Annotated in this window: 12 protein-coding genes; 6 read left to right on the forward strand and 6 right to left on the reverse strand. The window is 39.0% G+C overall.

What is annotated here, in order from left to right; translation table 11 throughout:
* From ACFSR8_RS11105 to ACFSR8_RS11115, 3 genes are all read right to left on the reverse strand, one after another.
* Nucleotides 1-2,061, reverse strand: coding sequence for a M3 family metallopeptidase (locus ACFSR8_RS11105; protein WP_380292006.1), 2,061 nt, complete (start codon nucleotides 2,059-2,061; stop codon nucleotides 1-3).
* 145 nt (nucleotides 2,062-2,206) lie between these two features.
* Nucleotides 2,207-2,689: a 5-(carboxyamino)imidazole ribonucleotide mutase gene (purE, locus tag ACFSR8_RS11110; protein ID WP_380292008.1), complete on the reverse strand. Its 483-nt coding sequence runs from the start codon at nucleotides 2,687-2,689 to the stop codon at nucleotides 2,207-2,209.
* 34 nt (nucleotides 2,690-2,723) lie between these two features.
* Nucleotides 2,724-3,878: a 5-(carboxyamino)imidazole ribonucleotide synthase gene (locus ACFSR8_RS11115; protein ID WP_380292010.1), complete on the reverse strand. Its 1,155-nt coding sequence runs from the start codon at nucleotides 3,876-3,878 to the stop codon at nucleotides 2,724-2,726.
* A gap of 261 nt (nucleotides 3,879-4,139) precedes the next feature.
* Here ACFSR8_RS11115 and ACFSR8_RS11120 point away from each other — a divergent pair, with 261 nt between their 5' ends.
* The 6 genes from ACFSR8_RS11120 (at nucleotide 4,140) to ACFSR8_RS11145 (ending at nucleotide 9,649) form a co-directional block, all read left to right on the forward strand.
* On the forward strand, nucleotides 4,140-5,060 hold the full coding sequence (locus tag ACFSR8_RS11120; RefSeq protein ID WP_380292011.1) for a T9SS type A sorting domain-containing protein: 921 nt from the start codon (nucleotides 4,140-4,142) through the stop codon (nucleotides 5,058-5,060).
* Between the two features lie 162 nt (nucleotides 5,061-5,222).
* Nucleotides 5,223-6,332, forward strand: coding sequence for an adenylate kinase (locus ACFSR8_RS11125; RefSeq protein ID WP_380292013.1), 1,110 nt, complete (start codon nucleotides 5,223-5,225; stop codon nucleotides 6,330-6,332).
* A gap of 63 nt (nucleotides 6,333-6,395) precedes the next feature.
* Entirely contained in the window at nucleotides 6,396-7,394 is a 999-nt protein-coding gene (gene obgE, locus ACFSR8_RS11130) for a GTPase ObgE (RefSeq protein WP_380292015.1), read from the forward strand.
* Nucleotides 7,395-7,450: 56 nt separating this feature from the next.
* The gene (locus ACFSR8_RS11135) at nucleotides 7,451-8,173 is read left to right on the forward strand and encodes an ion transporter (protein ID WP_380292017.1); all 723 of its coding nucleotides are present in this window, start codon (nucleotides 7,451-7,453) and stop codon (nucleotides 8,171-8,173) included.
* A gap of 172 nt (nucleotides 8,174-8,345) precedes the next feature.
* Nucleotides 8,346-8,870 (forward strand): DUF4136 domain-containing protein, encoded by a 525-nt coding sequence (locus tag ACFSR8_RS11140; protein WP_380292019.1) that lies wholly within the window; start codon nucleotides 8,346-8,348, stop codon nucleotides 8,868-8,870.
* Nucleotides 8,871-8,923: 53 nt separating this feature from the next.
* Nucleotides 8,924-9,649 (forward strand): SDR family oxidoreductase, encoded by a 726-nt coding sequence (locus tag ACFSR8_RS11145; protein ID WP_380292021.1) that lies wholly within the window; start codon nucleotides 8,924-8,926, stop codon nucleotides 9,647-9,649.
* 1 nt (nucleotide 9,650) lies between these two features.
* Here the strand turns inward: ACFSR8_RS11145 and ACFSR8_RS11150 are convergent, their stop codons facing one another.
* The 3 genes from ACFSR8_RS11150 to ACFSR8_RS11160 form a co-directional block, all read right to left on the reverse strand.
* Nucleotides 9,651-11,087 carry a M64 family metallopeptidase gene (locus tag ACFSR8_RS11150; RefSeq protein ID WP_380292023.1) on the reverse strand — a complete coding sequence of 479 codons (1,437 nt, stop codon included), beginning with the start codon at nucleotides 11,085-11,087 and terminating at the stop codon, nucleotides 9,651-9,653.
* Entirely contained in the window at nucleotides 11,084-11,542 is a 459-nt protein-coding gene (locus ACFSR8_RS11155) for a hypothetical protein (protein WP_380292025.1), read from the reverse strand. Before ACFSR8_RS11155 ends, ACFSR8_RS11150 begins: the two co-directional genes overlap by 4 nt.
* A 152-nt stretch (nucleotides 11,543-11,694) precedes the next feature.
* Nucleotides 11,695-17,874, reverse strand: a complete 6,180-nt coding sequence (locus ACFSR8_RS11160) for an alpha-2-macroglobulin family protein (RefSeq protein WP_449272396.1) — start codon at nucleotides 17,872-17,874, stop codon at nucleotides 11,695-11,697.
* Between the last annotated feature and the right edge of the window lie 52 nt (nucleotides 17,875-17,926).

A 17,926-nucleotide genomic window follows, 5' to 3' on the forward strand; every position in this document is an offset into this window, starting at 1 on the left:
TTAGGACACTTCTTCCAATAGGCCGGCACGTCTCAACAGAGCCTCAGGCCTGGGTTCCTGCCCCCTAAAACGTTTATAAAGGGTCATTGGGTTTTCAGTACCCCCTTTGCTTAATACATGCTCCTTAAATTTGTCAGCGATGGATTTGTTAAAAACCCCATTTTCCTTGAAATACTCAAACGCATCGGCGTCCAAAACTTCAGCCCATTTGTAGCTATAATAACCAGAGGAATACCCGCCTTGAAAAATGTGCGAGAAGGCTGTACTCATGCAGGTTTCTTTAGTTTTGGGGTATAAAGTAGTGCTCTCAAAAGCTTTGGATTCATGTACTTTAACATCGGCAATACCGCCCGGATCTTGCCCATGCCAACTCATGTCCAACAAGCCAAAACTCAATTGGCGCAACGTCTGCATGCCTTCCAAAAACGTGGATGATTTTTTTATTTTTTCAATCAAATCCATAGGGATAGTTTCCCCGGTTTCGTAGTGTTTGGCAAAGAGTTCCAAAGCCTCTTTTTCATAACACCAGTTTTCCATTACTTGACTGGGCAGTTCCACAAAATCCCAAAACACGCTAGTTCCTGACAAACTTGGGTAAGTTGTATTGGCCAACATCCCGTGAAGGGCATGTCCAAATTCATGGAACAATGTAGTAACCTCATTAAAAGTAAGAAGCGAAGGTTTGGTTTTTGTCGGCTTGGTAAAATTGCAAACTATGGAAATATGTGGCCGGTGGTTATGCCCATTTTCAATCATCTGTGGCTTGTAGCTTGTCATCCACGCCCCATTACGTTTACCTTTTCTAGGATGAAAGTCAGCATATAAAATAGCCAGTAATCCACCGTCGTCTTTAACCTTGTAGACTTTAACATCTTCGTGATACTTGTCAATATAGTCTATGGAATTTTTATCTGAAATTTCCTCGAATTGTAAATCGAAAAGCTTGTTTGCAACTGTAAAAGCACCATCAATAACATTTTCTAATTTAAAATAGGGCTTCAATAGCTCATCGTCCAAACTGAACAGTTTTTGTTTCAGTTTTTCAGAATAGTATGAGCCGTCCCACTTTTGAAGTTGTTCAATCCCATCTAATTCTTTTGCAAACTCTTGGAGCTTTTTAAATTCCCTTTCTGCCGCAGGCTTTGCTTTTTCCAAGAGTTCATTGAGGAACTTTTGAACATTTTGAGGAGTCTCGGCCATGCGCTCTTCCAGCACAAAATGCGCATGGGTTTTATAACCCAAAAGCTTAGCGCGTTGGTGACGTAACTTTGCAATTTCAAGAACATTCTTTTGGTTGTCTAATTCATCACCTTTAAACGATTTGCTTCCAGCCGCAAGCGTTATTTTTTTTCGCAATTCTCTATTATCAGCATAGGTGACAAATGGGATATAACTTGGGTAATCCAAGGTAAATAGCCAACCCTCTTTGTCTTTTGATTCTGCCAATTGTTTAGCGGCTTCTTTGGCGCCTTCGGGCAATCCTGATAAATCTGCTTCATTGGTAATCAGCATTTCAAACTTGTTGGTTTCCGCCAGAACGTTTTCGCCAAATTTCAATTTTAACTGACTCAGTTTTTTGTCGATTTCACGCAGTTGCTCTTTTTTCTCTTTCGGAAGATTAGCTCCATTTCTGGAGAAACTTTTATACTTTTTGTCCAAAAGGGTTTCTTGTTCGATGGTCAGATTGAGACTTGATTTTGAATCGTAAATTGCCTTTACACGTTTGAACAAATCTTCATTTAAGGTTATATCATTGCTGAATTCTGAAAGTAGGGGAGAGACTTCTTGCGCTGTTTTTTGAATGTTTTCATTTGTTTCGGCCGCATTCAAATTGAAAAAGACGCTCGAAATACGTTCTAATTGCTTCCCTGAAAAATCCAAGGCTTCAATGGTATTCTCAAAAGACGGCGCCGTGTTATTTTGTGCTATTTGGTCAATTTCAATTTTAGCATCGGCGATAGCCTGTTTGAAGGCGGGCAAAAAATCTTCGTCCTTTACTTTTGAAAAGGGAGCAGTGTCGTATGGTGTATTGAAGGGTTGGAGCAGAGCGTTTGAATTCATTGATAATAAAAAAATGTTAAAGTTTAATTATATTATGCAGGCATTGTAAATTTTATATATTTTTGCCCAGATTTTTCAGAGGAGTTGAAAGACTCGTAAGAATTATTGTTAATAGCTAATGAAGCCCCGATTCGTCGGGGTTTCTTTATTTTAGGCCTTTGGCAGATTCGTTTACCTTTACCTTCAATCCTTCCTTGTAAGCTATAATTTTGTCTAAAACACAGGAGTCATTCGAACCTAAGATTTGTGCTGCTAAAATCCCTGCATTTTTTGCACCATTAAGGGCTACCGTGGCTACGGGAACACCTCCGGGCATTTGCAAAATGGACAGCACAGAATCCCATCCATCAATAGAATTACTACTTTTTACGGGCACTCCGATGACCGGTAGAGGCGACAAAGATGCAATCATTCCTGGTAAATGGGCGGCACCTCCGGCACCAGCAATAATTACCGCAAAACCTCTAGTGTGAGCATTTTTGCCATAGTCAAAAAGCTTTTCTGGAGTACGGTGGGCGGACACGATGTCTACTTCAACTTCAATATCAAAACCTTTTAAGATGTCAATCGCATCTTGCATTACAGGAAGGTCGCTTTTACTTCCCATGATTACGCCTACTTTATTCATAAATTCAATATTTTAGATATTGTTTGTCGTGGGTTTATTCACTTATGACTTTAATCGATTTTTTAACTTCCTCAGCAACTCTTCTGGCCTCATTTAAATCTTCATTTACAATGGTTACATGGCCCATTTTTCTAAACGGGCGGGTTTGTTTTTTACCATAAATGTGAGGTGTAACACCCTCCATGGTCATAATGTTTTCAATATTTTCATAAACCACATTTCCGGTGAATCCTTCAGCTCCCACCAAATTTACCATCACACCTCCCACTTTGCTATCTGTTCTTCCTAAAGGTAAATCCAAAATGGCTCGTAAATGTTGTTCAAACTGCGAAGTGTAACTAGCCTCAATAGTTTGATGACCAGAATTATGGGGTCTTGGAGCTACTTCATTAACAAGAATTTCGTCCTCTTGGGTTTGAAACATTTCTACCGCCAACAAACCAACATGACTAAAAGCTTGGGAAACCTTTAAAGCGACTTCACGCGCTTTCATGGCCACATCACCCGAAATCCTAGCTGGGCAAATTACGTATTCCACCTGATTCGCTTCTGGGTGAAACTCCATTTCAACAACAGGGAAGGTTTTTGTGACGCCAGAGGCATTTCTTGCTACAATCACAGCAAGTTCGTTTTTAAACGGAATCAATTCTTCAGCAATGCATTCTCCTTTAGGCAGGCCGTCCAAATCTTCCAAAGTCCTTACAATTTTTACCCCATTGCCGTCATATCCAAATTGAGCCGCCTTCCAAACAAAAGGCAATTCCAATCCACCATTTTGCAGGGCATCCTCAATTTCGGAAAGATATGCAAATCGTGTAAAATCGGAAGTAGGGATATCATTGTCCCTGTAAAACAACTTCTGTTTGGCTTTGTTTTGAATGGTGCGCAAAGTTTTCGATGCAGGATACACCTTTACGCCTTCTTTTTCAAGAGCTTCAAGCGCATCTACGTTGACGTTTTCAATTTCTATAGTCAAAACATCCACGTTTTTGCCAAAGTTGAAAACGGCATCGTAATCCATTAAACTTCCCAAATGAAATTCATTACATGCTATTTTGCATGGGGCGTCTTCGCTGGCTTCTAAAACACAGGTATAAATATCAAATTTCCGGGTATTGTATAGCAACATTTTGCCTAATTGACCGCCTCCTAAAATACCCAGTTTGAAATTTGAAGAGAAATAATTCATCGTAAAATTTTAGTTGAAATCTGAATTTTAAACTACTGCAAAAATACATTTAAAAATGGAACGTACAGCACCAAAAATGTGAAGTTCCAGAAGATGAAGAGAATTCTTTAATCCATGGTGAACACTGGGTTTATCGATAATGTGACGAAAAACTTGGGTGTAATATTCGATAAGTGGAATAAAAACTCGGATATAATTTTCCGATTTAATGCTAGGTTTGTAATATACTATTAATTAAGCCATTAAATTAAAAATTACCCCATGAAAAAAACTACTTTTTTAAAATATTTCGGTGCATTTTGTTTGATGCTATTGTTTACTGGAATTAGCTTTGGGAAGGAAGATATAGCTGATTACGGAAAGAACACGGTATTTGCTGATGAAAACAACTTGCCCTATAATTTGCCATTGACTCCGGATTTTACGGTAATGGCAAAAATAAAGATCAATATTGCCGGGTCTAACTTGTTTACCTGGTCCAATGAAGAAGGGCAGGTCTTTTCGTCTATCACCATTACCGATGATTTCAGGTTACATTTTAGTATCCCTGCCATAAATTACCAGATTACATCTCACACATCATTGGAATCCGGGTGTCACCATCTTGCAGTGGTCTGTGATGCTGGTCTGATCACCTTGTATGTAAACGGGGTAGCGGAAATTTCTACTCAGATCAACCTGGTAGAATTGGCTGGCCTGATGGGTACTGTCAACCCTGCAACCATTAAAGGAAATTTGAAGGATTTGGGTGGATTTGTCATCAGTGAATTTGCATTGTTTGAAGACCCACTGGCTCAGGTTTTAATCCAACAATTTATTTCATCCCCTCCAGTAATTACCTCGGATGCGGAAATTGGATTGTTGTTAGCCGTAAACTTTAATTTACCGGGGATGCCATTTGAAGGATTAAGTGGGACTTGGTTAGCTGAGATTTGTACAACCCTCTCTTCTGATGACTTGGATCAAAATAAATTGAGCGTGCACCCAAACCCAACATCAGACTATATTAAGTTGTCGAAAACTTTTGCCAATAGAACTTTTAGTGTACATGATATTTTGGGCAAACAATTAATGAGAAGTGCAGTTGGTACAAATGGAGAAATCGATGTCCGCTCATTAAAAAGTGGAATGTACTTTCTGAGAATAGATAGCGAACGTTCCGTAAAATTCTTCAAAAGATAAATTCGAAATAAATAATTTTTAAAAAGGCCATAACTTGGATGTTGTGGCCTTTTTTGTTTCATAGCAATTCATACGAATACTGTTGGGTACAAATCGTAAATCGAAAATATCGCAAATCGCAAATCATTTAATTATCTTTGCATCTTTCAAACTAACCAAAAGGTGATTCAACTTCACGATAAATTTTTTAAACCATTTATTTCTGCCGAAGAAATTGAAACCGCGGTGGACAGATTGGTGGCTGAAATTGCAAACGATTTTGCAGACGAAGTTCCTGTTTTTGTGGGGATTTTGAACGGGTCGTTCATGTTTACCAGTGATTTTGTGAAGAAATATCCCAAGCCCTGTGAAGTTACTTTTATTAAATTGGCTTCGTATGAAGGTTTGAAATCCTCCGAAGACATTCAGCGATTAATTGGATTAACACAGGATTTGACTGGAAGGACGGTAATAATCCTTGAAGATATAATTGATTCGGGGAAAACCCTAGCAGAAGTATACCGCATCTTTAAAAATGAAAAGGTGAAAACCTTGAAAATTGCTACACTTTTTTTCAAGCCCGAGGCATACAAAAAAGACTTTAAATTACATTATGTAGGTATAAAAATTCCTGATAAATTCATAGTTGGCTACGGCTTGGATTATGACCATTTGGGTAGGGATTTACCAGAAATATATCAAATAAAAGAAACGCAACACATGACTAATCTAGTATTATTTGGCCCTCCGGGAGCAGGTAAAGGCACGCAAGCCAATTTTTTAAAGGAAAAGTATAACCTTGTTCATATTTCTACGGGTGATGTTTTTCGATACAATATAAAAAATGAAACCGCTTTGGGTATGCTGGCCAAATCTTATATTGATAAAGGTGCTTTGGTGCCGGACCAAGTTACTATCGATATGCTAAATGCCGAAGTTGAAAAAAATACGGATGCCAATGGGTTTATTTTTGACGGTTTTCCACGGACTAATGCACAGGCTGAAGCCTTGGATAAATTGATGGATAGCAAGGATTCGCAGATCAATGCCATGATTGCCTTGGAGGTTGATGATGAAATTTTGGTTGAACGTCTTTTAAAACGCGGAGAAACCAGTGGCAGGGCAGATGATGCTGACGAATCCGTTATCCGAAATAGAATAAAGGTGTACTACGCCGAAACTGCAATTTTGAAGGATTATTATACTGCCCAGGATAAATATTACGGTGTTGATGGTGTGGGTAGTATCGAGGAGATAACCAAAAGGTTAAGTAGCGTAATAGACGCATTATAGTGCTCTTTGCGGGAGTTTAAACTTGAAACTTGAAACTTTGAACTTGAAACTTTAAACTCGAATATGACCGAAGGAAATTTTGTCGATTACGTAAAAATGTATGTGGCTTCCGGAAAAGGAGGACAGGGTTCTGCACATTTACATCGAGAAAAATATATTGCTAAAGGAGGCCCAGACGGAGGTGATGGTGGTCGTGGTGGGCATGTCATTATTCACGGGAATTCGAATCTGTGGACACTTCATCATTTAAAATTCAAAAAGCATATACGCGCTGGTCATGGAGAGCATGGTAGCAGTAGCCGAAGCACTGGAGCCGATGGCGAAGATGCGTATATTGATGTCCCCTTGGGCACGGTGGTTAGGGATACTGAAACCAATAATGTCATCTTTGAAATAACCGAACACGGTGAGGAAAAAATTATTGTAGAGGGCGGTAAAGGCGGCCTGGGTAATTGGCACTTTAAATCCTCGACTAACCAAACACCGCGCTATGCGCAACCCGGCCTGCCCATGGAAGAAAAATACATTACCATGGAGCTTAAAGTGTTGGCTGATGTTGGGTTAGTGGGGTTCCCTAACGCAGGAAAATCAACATTGCTTTCTGTGATTACTTCTGCCAAACCAAAAATTGCCGATTACGAGTTTACTACTTTAAAGCCTAATTTGGGCATTGTGGAGTATCGCGATTTTCAAACGTTTGTAATGGCCGATATTCCCGGGATTATTGAAGGTGCGGCTGAAGGCAAAGGTTTGGGTCATTATTTTTTGCGCCATATCGAACGTAATTCCGTCCTGTTGTTTCTTATTCCTGCCGATGCCGATGATATTAAAAAGCAATACGATATCCTTTTGGATGAATTACGAAGGTATAACCCTGAAATGTTGGACAAAGATCGATTGATAGCCATTTCAAAAAGTGATATGCTGGATGATGAGTTAAAGCAAGAGCTTAAGGCTGAACTGGATAATGAAATCCCTATTCCATATTTATTTATTTCTTCAGTGGCCCAAAAAGGTATTACCGAACTGAAAGATAAGTTATGGAAAATGTTGAACGATTAATTGCCCTGAATTTTATTTCAAGCATTTTTTTCGTTTTTTTACAATAAAGTTTTCGGATGAAACAGTACCTGAAAAACATTGTAGAAATTAACGACAATAAAAAGAGTAGATATTTTGCTTTCTTTATTCAGGGGCTTATTTTAATATCCGTTATCACATTTTCTGTTGAAACCATTCCCAATTTAAAACCGCGAACAAAAACCATACTTCAAATTATTGAATGGTTTAGCGTTATTATATTTTCTGTTGAATATCTATTGAGAATTTATGTAGCAGACAGTAAACCAAAGTTCATTTTTAGCTTTTTTGGCATTATCGATTTTCTCGCTATTTTGCCCTTTTATCTGTCTTTTGGTGTAGATCTACGTTCGTTACGAGCTTTGCGTTTTCTTAGGCTTTTTAGAATATTCAAACTGGTACGCTACAATAGGGCGATGAATCATTTTACTACAGCAATAAAATCTGCCAAGGAAGAGATTTTCCTCTTTTTGTTTATTACCTTGATACTAATTTATTTTTCGGCTGTGGGTATTTATTATTTTGAAAATAAAGCGCAGCCCGAACATTTTTCGTCCATATTTGATAGTTTGTGGTGGGCGATAATTACATTAACGACGGTAGGTTATGGTGATGTTTATCCGATTACCGTTGGAGGCAAAGTATTTACTTTTATTATTTTGATGATTGGCTTGGGCATTGTGGCCATTCCAACTGGAATTATTTATTCGGCATTGACAAAGTCTGTGGATAAAAATCAACATACTACAGAGGAAAACTAGTAGAGGATTTAGGTTTCCTGCAAGGTCTTTAAGACCTTGTAGGTGTGAGCCCCGAAGTTGAAAAGACCTACAAGGTTAACAAAACCTTGCAGGTCGAGGAGAATTAACAATGAACTGGTAAAAGCTCTTGGAATAATTTTTGATTACATTTATTAGTGAAAAATCAATAGTTATGAAATACGTTCTATCCATACTCATCACACTTTTCTTAATGTCTTGCGCACCAATTTATGTGAATTATGATTACGAAAAGACAGCTGATTTTTCAAAATATAAAACCTACCAATACTTCGGGGATATGGATACGGGCTTAAGTGAATTGGACGCCAAACGCTTGTTGGACGTTCTGGATGAAAGGTTGAAAGCGAATGGTTTCAGTATTTCTGAGCATCCAGATTTTCTCATTGACATCAAAAGTGTAGAATATCAAAATCCACAGCGGGAAACGGTTGGCGTTGGTGTCGGCGGTGGAGGTGGTAATGTTGGTGGTGGTATTTCTATTGGCATCCCAGTTGGACAAGGCAGTATGACTCGGGAAATTGTGTTTGATTTTGTGGACAGCTCAAATAACCAATTGTTTTGGCAGGCCAAAAGCGAATCCAATTTTAATCTTAAAAGCACTCCGGAAAAAAGAGAGGCTCGTTTTATGGCGATTGTAGAAAAGGTGCTTAAAAAGTATCCGCCTAAATCTAAATAATTCAATCTATATTTTCCATTAGTTTCGTAGCTTTACTTCAAAAGATAAAATTCATGAATGCAATTCAAAATAAAGTCGCTTTAATCACTGGAGGTTCAAAGGGCATTGGTTATGGCATTGCCGAAGCTTTAATGCAAAAAGGCGTTAATGTGGGCATTACGAGTAGGAGTGAAGCATCTGCCAACGAAGCTTCAAACCAATTAAATAAAGATAGTGCTTCAAGCGCAAAGGCAGTCGGAATACAAGCCGATGTTCGGGATTTTGAAAGTCAGCAGGAGGCCGTTTCCAAAGTTTTGGAGCATTACGGTAAACTAGATGTTTTGATTGCTAATGCCGGTTTGGGGCGTTTTGGAAGTATCGAGGATTTGTCTGTTCAGGAATGGAACGAAGTGATTGATACCAACCTCACGGGAGTTTTCTATTCTATTAAAGCAGGGGTGGAGGCCTTAAAACAATCCCAAGGTTATTTTATTACGATTTCAAGTTTAGCGGGTACCAATTTTTTTGCTGGGGGTTCGGCCTACAATGCCAGCAAATTTGGGGTTACCGGGTTTACGCAAGCTGTCATGCTGGATTTGCGGCAGAAGGGCGTGAAAGTGAGCACAATAATGCCCGGATCAGTTTCTACATTCTTCAATGGAAATGAACCCGCTGAGAAGGACGCATGGAAAATTCAAATTGAGGACATCGGGAAATTGGTTGTGGATTTACTGGAAATGCATCCACGTACATTACCAAGTAAAATTGAGGTGAGGCCAACTGCGCCACCTTCAAAGTAGATTATTGTTTTACGAATTCTTTGCTGTCGATTAAGGCGTTGTTCGCATAAAAATTAATCAGGTAAATCCCTTGGCTCAAATCGTCAACAATAACCCTTTCTCCCGAAACATTCGAAATTCGAAATTTCTTTATTGTTTTGCCCTCCAAACTTAGGATGTCAACTTTGAGTTCTTCTGTATTGGCACCTTCCACTTTTAAATTTAGGATACTGGAAACCGGATTGGGGTAAAGCGAAATTGAGTAATCAGCTCTTTCACTTTGAATATCCTCGATACCCAACGACGAATAATTAATGGTCCAGGTTACCGTATAAACATGAGAGGACATATCATGGTTATCTACTTTTAGCAAAGATGAATCGTCATGAACAACAACGGTTAGGGTATTTGTGCCTTCAGTTAAGTCCGTGGAGGTAAGAGAAATATCGTCAACATCATTGGCAAAATTCGATCCGTTTAACGTCCACTGACTTGTTAAAGTATTTGGAATGGGTTTAATTAAGGTTAGTTCCACGTCTAAAGGTAAGGTGGGATTGTTCACTGTGATATTATTTGGAGTGAAAGCTTCAATTGGGGACACTAAATCATGAATTTTTTCAATCATTCCTTCTTTACATACTGCACAAAAATCCCAATCTACCCTTCTCATTTTACAACTTTGGTGTGGCCTGTACCAGGGCTTGGGGTTGCCATCATCGTCCTCGTGTTGATATATCCCAACACCGTCTATGCCTATCCAATTTTTCCATTTAACCAAGTTCGGGTCAGTTTCTTGTGTCATGTTGATACCTTCAACCGCTAAGGTTTCATCTATAGGAAAATATTCGTCTATTAATGAGAACAGAGAATGCGCCATTTCGTGCATGGCTACATCGGGGGCATAAAATCCCGAGTAACTCATAGCAAAATTCCCCCCGCTACCTCCATACTCATCAGAATTCACAAGAAGTACAACAGCATCGTATTCCGGTAGGTTGTCAGCCAAAACCATCATTATTTTGGCCTCTGTATTGTTCGCATTGGCGCCATCAATTTCGTAATATAATAATCTATGGAACCCAAAGGAATCATAGGTGGCATTAAAATAGGTATCCACGGTTTGTATTGGAACTGCTGGTGAAATGGTAGATTCCAAAGGGTCTGTGCTCGTCCCTGGGTGGTCTGCTCCACTTTCGTTGGAAGGTACTTTTATGGCAAAAACATTAAAATAATCCGCATATTCTGAAAATGGGGATTCCAAAAACATGTCGTTGCTAACTTTTGAGGCATCTGTTATGAACTGGTTGAGTTCACTACTTTGGTAACCTTCACTTATGATAACTAGATTAATGCGCTTATCTTTCGATCCCGAAAGTTTAAGGGTTTCCACATCAAAAACCTGTGCCGAAATCAAATTCAAGCTGCACAGGAAAACTAAAAAAAGTAGATGCCGCTTCATAGGGACTTCACTTTAGAAAGTAAAAAATAGTTTTCGGTAGTATTATCTCCTATGGCAATATACCTTGTCTCAGGGTTTAATTGCAACCTTATGGAAAAGTACGCGCTATCCGACTCAATTTGGGCAACTTTAAAACTTCGGGATTCGCCGAGGTATTCCACACGTTTATGCAGTGGATCTTCAATAACAATTTTGGATATCACGGAGGATTTATTCTTAAGTTGATAACAAATCAAATCGTTTTGGGTTATATTGTTTTTAAATTTCCCGCCTTTAATTTTGCCTTCTACTTTTTTAGAACTAAGGAGTTTGACAGTTTTTATCCCGTTTGAATTTTGGGCAATACTATAATTCAAAAAAATGAGTTGAGGAGGTTGTTCTATTGTGGTATTTGTATTTGCTGAAGATTTGATTTTGGGGCCACAGGACAACAATAAGAATGCAACCCAAAGCATTATCAATGGCTTGGCTGTATTAATGGTTTTGGGGCGTCCGCAATACATGTCTCTTTAAATAAGCAACTTAAAAATGAATTACAAAGTTAATAAAATAAAAAAAGAGCTGTTGGAGTAGATTTAGTTACGGTTCCTCAAAGGACAAAAAGTCATTACTCCACATCAATTCTATCCCCCTCACTATGGCTACTGAATTCTGGGGCATACATACTTTGAATCGTTGTAATGCCATTGCTCATGTTACCTGAATTGTTCACCCGTAAATCATATTCAAACACGTAAACGCCTTTTGGCAAATAGTCAAAAAAGAAATTGGTAGAAGCGTCCTTGGTGCTTTCATAATAACCCAAACCGTCTTGCCATTTGTACTGAGAAAATACATTAACAGGTTCTAAGCCAGAAGCTCTCATGTCTTTCATATGAAGGAATTCCATTGGTCTATCACTTTTTAATTCGATACGTACGCGAACCAAATCTCCAACTTTCAATGTTATGTTTTCCGCTATTTCTGAAATTTCCTCACCAGTATCGGTATTCGTTTTTAGGAATAATTTTTTCTTCAAACTTAAAGGTGTTTCAGCAGAAGAAATCTTGTCTAAATCTTCAAAATACTGCCAATACAAACCGCCCCAAGCTATACCATTTCCTTTTTTGGAGATTTTGACTTCGCCCATCTCTGGAGTGATTTCTGAGGCTGCCCAAGATGTTTTATAATACCCCGTACCAGCTTCAACTTTTACATTTTCTAATTTTGAAGGCGAAACTTGCTGACCGCCTAAAACCACATCCACCATATCCGTGACTGATATCCAATCACTACCTTGAAGTAAAAGTGCATAAACGGCTTCGGTGGTCGCTTTTGTGGTTTTCCATCGATTGGTTTGTTTGTTTTTGAGTAACCAAATTTTTAGGTTGTCGATGGTTTCCAGATTCTTCGCTTCGCTCTGAATGACACCTCCAGCTTCAGTAAAAGCTTCAATTAACAAGGCCTGTGTTTCAATTGGGGCGTGATACCAGTGCCAAGAGTTGGTGTTGGTTTTCCAATACATTCCTAATTCCTCGGAGGAAATACTTGTTTCCTTTAGTGAATTTAAAATTTTTGAAGTTGTCTTCGCATCTTCATTTCTGTGAGACACCAAGGCCATCACACCTTTGGCGTACAAAGGTCGCTTAAGCCAATACTTTTGAATTTGGGATTGGTAATACTGCATCACTTCGTCCACTTTTTTCGAGGTTTTAATTTCGGGGAAAAAACTTCGCATATAGAGGTAATGCAATTGGGTATAGCTTAAATGGTCTTTATTTAAATCGATTTTTGAATTGTATTTTCGGATGTCTTTGTATTCTTTTAGGAATTGTTCATCAAGATAGTTGATGGCTTTTGAAATCATAGATTCTTCGCTATCGCTCTGAATGACATTGAGTTTTTTTAGATGTCCGAATCCCGCAATAATATGTTGCGTGATGTAACGGTTCTCACGTCCACCTTTGAACCACGCCCAAGCCCCCGAAGGCATTTGATTGGCTTTTAATTTGTTCAAAGCGGATTGCAATTCATTGTTCATTTTATTCAAATCGAATAACAAGGCGATACGTTTTTTCTGCTCCGTTTCACTTTGTGCATCACGAAGCCAGGGAGTTTCCTGGATTAAAATGGATTTCAATTCCTGATTTTTTTCCAAATTTGAAATGAGAGCATCCGAGTTTCTCCATTGATTGAATACTTCTTGAATCCTTGGATTGGAATTCGCAATATGGCTCGCTAAAGCATTGGCATAATATCTTGAAAAGGTTTGCTCATTACAGTCGTGTGGATATTCCATTAAATAGGGCAGGGCCTGCACTGCATACCATGCCGGGTTGGAGGTCATTTCTAAAGTGAGTTTATGGTGCTTTAACGTGGATGAGGTATTGGTTTTCAACTTATCCAAAGTAAAAGTTCGGGTTTCATTACTTTTCACCCACATGGGTAAGGTTTCCGTAACCAACATCCTATTGGAGAGCACGGGCAACGCATTTTGTTCACCGTCACTAAAATCACCTGCTTTGGCTAGGATTTTATATTGTACGGCTTGTACGTTGTCTGGAATAGATAAACTCCAAGATACTTGGGTGTTGGCTTTTGCATGAACTGAGAATGGCTTGGTGGCTGAGGTACTCGAAGCCTCATTTTGATTTGCTTTACTGCTGTCAGTGTCTTCGAGAGCCTCAGACACCAGTTCAGTCGTTATGTCTTCCCCTGAAATCGCATCCGTTAGAATCAATTTAGCTTCACCTGAAAGTGCCTTTTCTGAAAGGTTTGCAATTTTCGTGCTGATGGTAATTTGGTCACCTTCACGTAAAAATCTTGGGGCGTTGGGCATAACCATCAATTCCTTTTGGGTGACTGCGGTTAAGCTTTTTGTAGCACTTTCCAAGGTTTTGGTGTGCGCCAATAGTTGTAGTTTCCATTGGGTTAAGGCCTCGGGTGTGGTAAAGCTAAAACTCACATTGCCCTCGACATCCGTTTGCAACTGCGGAAAGAAGAAGGCGGTTTCCTTCAGATTTTTACGGATTTTGATATTGTCGAAGTTTGGTTTTTCTGTTTTGATTGTGGCTCCAGTATTGACGGCTTCTTTTTGTTTTACGCCATAACCAACAACCGCACTTTCCTCTAAATCGGCTTCATCGGCTACCATCATAGGTGTAACCACTTCTTCTTCAACTATATTTGATTCAACTTGAACTCCTGGAACACTTGCGACTCTGGCATATTGTCTCGATGCCTTAAATCGAGCTATACCACCATTCCCAAAATAAAACCCAAACCAATTCCATTGATCATAGCCTTGATTCTTATAATTCAGGCGAAACCTATCTTGGTACACCCTAAAATTCCGTGTGCCAAAACTACGGTTCGCATTGTTGCTACTGAAGGCATAATAGTTAGGTTGATCAATAGGCCTAAACTGCCATTGATGTGGTTTAAATTGATCTAATGACGCGTCATACATACTGGCCAATAACTCTGAACTTACCTTATCGCCTTGCGGCCCCTTAATTTTAAACGACCAAGTTTCATCTGTGCCCGGTTGTAATTTGTCCCGAAACGTGAGCGTTTCAATTTCTAAATCTGTTTTTGGGTAAGGTACGTTTATACTTTTCGAACCCGATTGGTAACTATTAAACACCCCAAAACTGTAATGCACTACAAAGCCCCCCAAATCATTTTCGGTTACTGGAATCGTAATTGTTTTTTTATTATTGTTGAGTTGAATTGCCTCAGTTCGGATGATGTTTTTATCCTTTTCCACCGAAAGGGTAACGGTTACATTTTGGGCAGATGAACCAATGGTTATTTGAGCCGTGTCACCAATGTTGTAGTTGTTTTTATCCGCAGTAATGGTAAACAATTCGTTGTCGGCAGGGGCTTTATCGTCGTTGCTAAATACTGTGGTTCGTGTTTCATCTTTTACCAATTGCCCAAACTTGTCTTTGCTTTCTAAAGTGATAAGGTATTGTCCGGATGGCCACTTCTTAATCTTGCCTAATTTCAATCTTTTGGAATCACCAGTATCAAAGGGTTTTTTCCAAACCAATTCGCCTTTTTCCCAGTTATTGGGATTGTGTTCATCGGCATAAGCATCGTGCGGAAATAGGCTTTTAAATTCTTCTTTTGAAAAGGTCTGGTAATCGGGAGCAGGCCATGGGCGTTTTCTCAAAACGTTTTCAGGGGCTTTCAGTTTGTAGATTTTCACCACACCTTTTGCTGGCACAAATTCACCGTTGAGGTTTTTGGTATCAATGCTCAGTTGGTGGTCTTTTTTGGTTTTGTCCAAACGGTCGGCCAAACTCAAATTGGCGGTCATCGCATGATAGCCTACATTTACTATGGTAGTTGCGCTTCGGGTTTCACCATTCAAATCGGTAACATCGGCGGTGATTTCATAATTGAAAATAGGCAGACTAGTTTTGTCTACACTTTGGTCCGGCATGGCCTTAAAGGTAATTTCAAATTCGCCTTTGTCGTTTGTGACGGTTTCTCCATGTGCAATTTCTTGTGGCTCAGTTTGAAACCAAGGGCGGTACCAAAAATACCAGCGCGGATATTGCACTTTTCTATGTACACGATACACCACCTTCGCATCTGTAATATTACTGCCTGCATAGGCCAAAGCATTGCCTTTTACCGTTACTGAGTGGTTGACCTTAAATGTATCGGTTATAGGATTAAATTTGGTTTCAAATTTTGGACGTTTGTATTCTTCAATAGAGAAGTAATGGTTGTTCCTAATGCCTCTTGTAGTATAAATTTCAATATAGTATTGACCGTTAAGCCCATTGTTTGGTAGAATAAACTCCCCTGCAATTGAACCAAAATCATTGGATTCAAAATCCAACTCTGAAACTTTTTCGCCATTGGTATTATATAGCGTTGCAAAAACCGTTTCACCCACAAAAGGCTCTGATTTTTGCCCGTCTTTTTTTATTAGAATAGATTTAAAATGCACGGTTTGCCCGGGCCTGTAAATACTTCTATCGGTAAACAAAAAGGATTTATAATCTACGGTTTCCTTTTTATCCTCATAATATCGGTCCAAATAATAATCGCCAAAATAGGCTACCTCATTGGCAAAGGTCACTTTCAGGTTCACATTTCTATACCAATCGTTATGCTTTCCAATTTTGAATTGGCCCAGTTGATCCGAAGTGTAACTCTTGGAATGCTCAGTTCTCGAGCCACTCTTGTAATACGTCATTCGCACGGAGGCATTCGCAATGGGGCTACCATCGTTTCTATCAATAATTTGGAAGATTTTAAATGCTTGGGTCTCCGTTTCCACTAAGGCTAGATTGGTAACCTGAACTTGCGCAAAGGTAAATTCGTTTTCATTGTTTTCCCGGGTTGTGGCAACTATCAAATATCTGCCATTGTCCAATTTAGGAAACAGAACCTCGGTAGTATGTTGCTGATAGTCCCTCTCGTTTTTAAGTTTGTTTTCCCACGACCTTGTGGCATTTAATTTTTGAATGAACGCCCATTGTTCCTCCTGTCGGTAGGTTTTGCCAAATTTTTCGAGTTCCCGCGGAGATAACTTGTACGCCTTAAAACGTAAAAAGTCTGAGTTTTTATAGCGCACTAAAACTCGTGCATCCTTTTGAATTGGTAAATAGAATTCGCTGGTTAATCGAAATGTTTGCTGTTCGATTTGCGCTTTTAAAATTCTGCAGTTTTCGGCACCCTTGCTTTTCGGGAATTTAGCCATAACGCTGTTACAAATCTCGATGGCATCTTTGGCTTTCCATCTATGTTCTTCTTGCCTTTTGGGAATGTAATTTTTGCCTTGTTCGTAGTATTTCGAAGCGATTTCAAAATTGTATAATCCTGAAACAGCATCATTTTGCAAACGGACACTTTCAGATTTTAAAGTTTCTAATAAAATCTCACCTTTATCGGCAAAGGTGGCATGTTGATGTACAAATTTTATACGTTCGATATTGACATTTGCCAATGCCTCTGGTACTTCGTCATTTAAATGAAATCTAATTAAACTCTGATATATTTTTAGGGCATTCAATTGCAATGAAGTTGTATCTTCTGAATTGATTTCCAGAGAAGAAAACGTTTTGGCGTCCGCCAAAAACTTTGGATCATCAATTTCAAATTTATAAGATGGCTTTGTGATGTGGGTTTCATCCGTTTTGTAAAATTGAAGCGCATTATGGCTTAAAAAATCAAAAAGTGTCGGACGGTAAATTTTTGAATCTTTTTGCTCGTGAAGCAATGTGTCGTATGTGCTCAAATCCTCCTGCTGGAGCATCAAACCATTTCCCAAAGACTTTTGAAAATGCAGATGAATTTCTTCAAAAAGTGTTTGCAGATCCCATGTTCTAAAATCATCATTGGGCATTGAGGCTCTCGAAATGCCAGAGTTGCCTTCTGTGGTGTCTTCGAGAACCTCAGACACCTTACTGCGGTTGTAAAACCTCCATCGGTTTTGCTGAAAATATTGCCAGTAAAGATTGGCTACTATGCTTTCCAAGATATTTTTGACAGGAAATTTGCTCGAAGCAATATCTTGTTCAAGCCCCTTAATAATGTTCAATTGCGCATCTTCCTCCAAAACCAAAGCAAACTTGCCTTTATAAAGTTTGGTTTTGATGATTTGTGGGTGATTTTCGTCTTTTTCCGCCAATTTTTCAATATTCGAGACAATTTTGAGGGCTGATTTCGGCAGGCCATCGGCTTCCAGTTTCTCAACCTGCTGCCATAAATCGAGATAGTCAGGGCTTTGGGCTCGCGAAACGATAGAAAAAAATAGCATCATAAATAAAAAAAGGGAATGTTTCACTAGTGCTGAATTCATTTCAGTATCTGTTTAAATATGTACCAAACTACGTTCA

The organism is Hyunsoonleella rubra, from assembly GCF_042684665.1.
GTDB lineage: Bacteria > Bacteroidota > Bacteroidia > Flavobacteriales > Flavobacteriaceae > Jejuia > Jejuia rubra.

Excerpts from the sequence above, each read along its gene's own strand:
- ACFSR8_RS11105 (WP_380292006.1), bottom strand. The coding sequence starts at position 2,061 with ATGAATTCAAACGCTCTGCTCCAACCCTTCAATACACCATACGACACT.
- purE (WP_380292008.1), bottom strand. The coding sequence starts at position 2,689 with ATGAATAAAGTAGGCGTAATCATGGGAAGTAAAAGCGACCTTCCTGTA.
- ACFSR8_RS11115 (WP_380292010.1), bottom strand. The coding sequence starts at position 3,878 with ATGAATTATTTCTCTTCAAATTTCAAACTGGGTATTTTAGGAGGCGGT.
- ACFSR8_RS11120 (WP_380292011.1), top strand. The coding sequence starts at position 4,140 with ATGAAAAAAACTACTTTTTTAAAATATTTCGGTGCATTTTGTTTGATG.
- obgE (WP_380292015.1), top strand. The coding sequence starts at position 6,396 with ATGACCGAAGGAAATTTTGTCGATTACGTAAAAATGTATGTGGCTTCC.
- ACFSR8_RS11135 (WP_380292017.1), top strand. The coding sequence starts at position 7,451 with ATGAAACAGTACCTGAAAAACATTGTAGAAATTAACGACAATAAAAAG.
- ACFSR8_RS11140 (WP_380292019.1), top strand. The coding sequence starts at position 8,346 with ATGAAATACGTTCTATCCATACTCATCACACTTTTCTTAATGTCTTGC.
- ACFSR8_RS11145 (WP_380292021.1), top strand. The coding sequence starts at position 8,924 with ATGAATGCAATTCAAAATAAAGTCGCTTTAATCACTGGAGGTTCAAAG.
- ACFSR8_RS11150 (WP_380292023.1), bottom strand. The coding sequence starts at position 11,087 with ATGAAGCGGCATCTACTTTTTTTAGTTTTCCTGTGCAGCTTGAATTTG.
- ACFSR8_RS11155 (WP_380292025.1), bottom strand. The coding sequence starts at position 11,542 with ATGCTTTGGGTTGCATTCTTATTGTTGTCCTGTGGCCCCAAAATCAAA.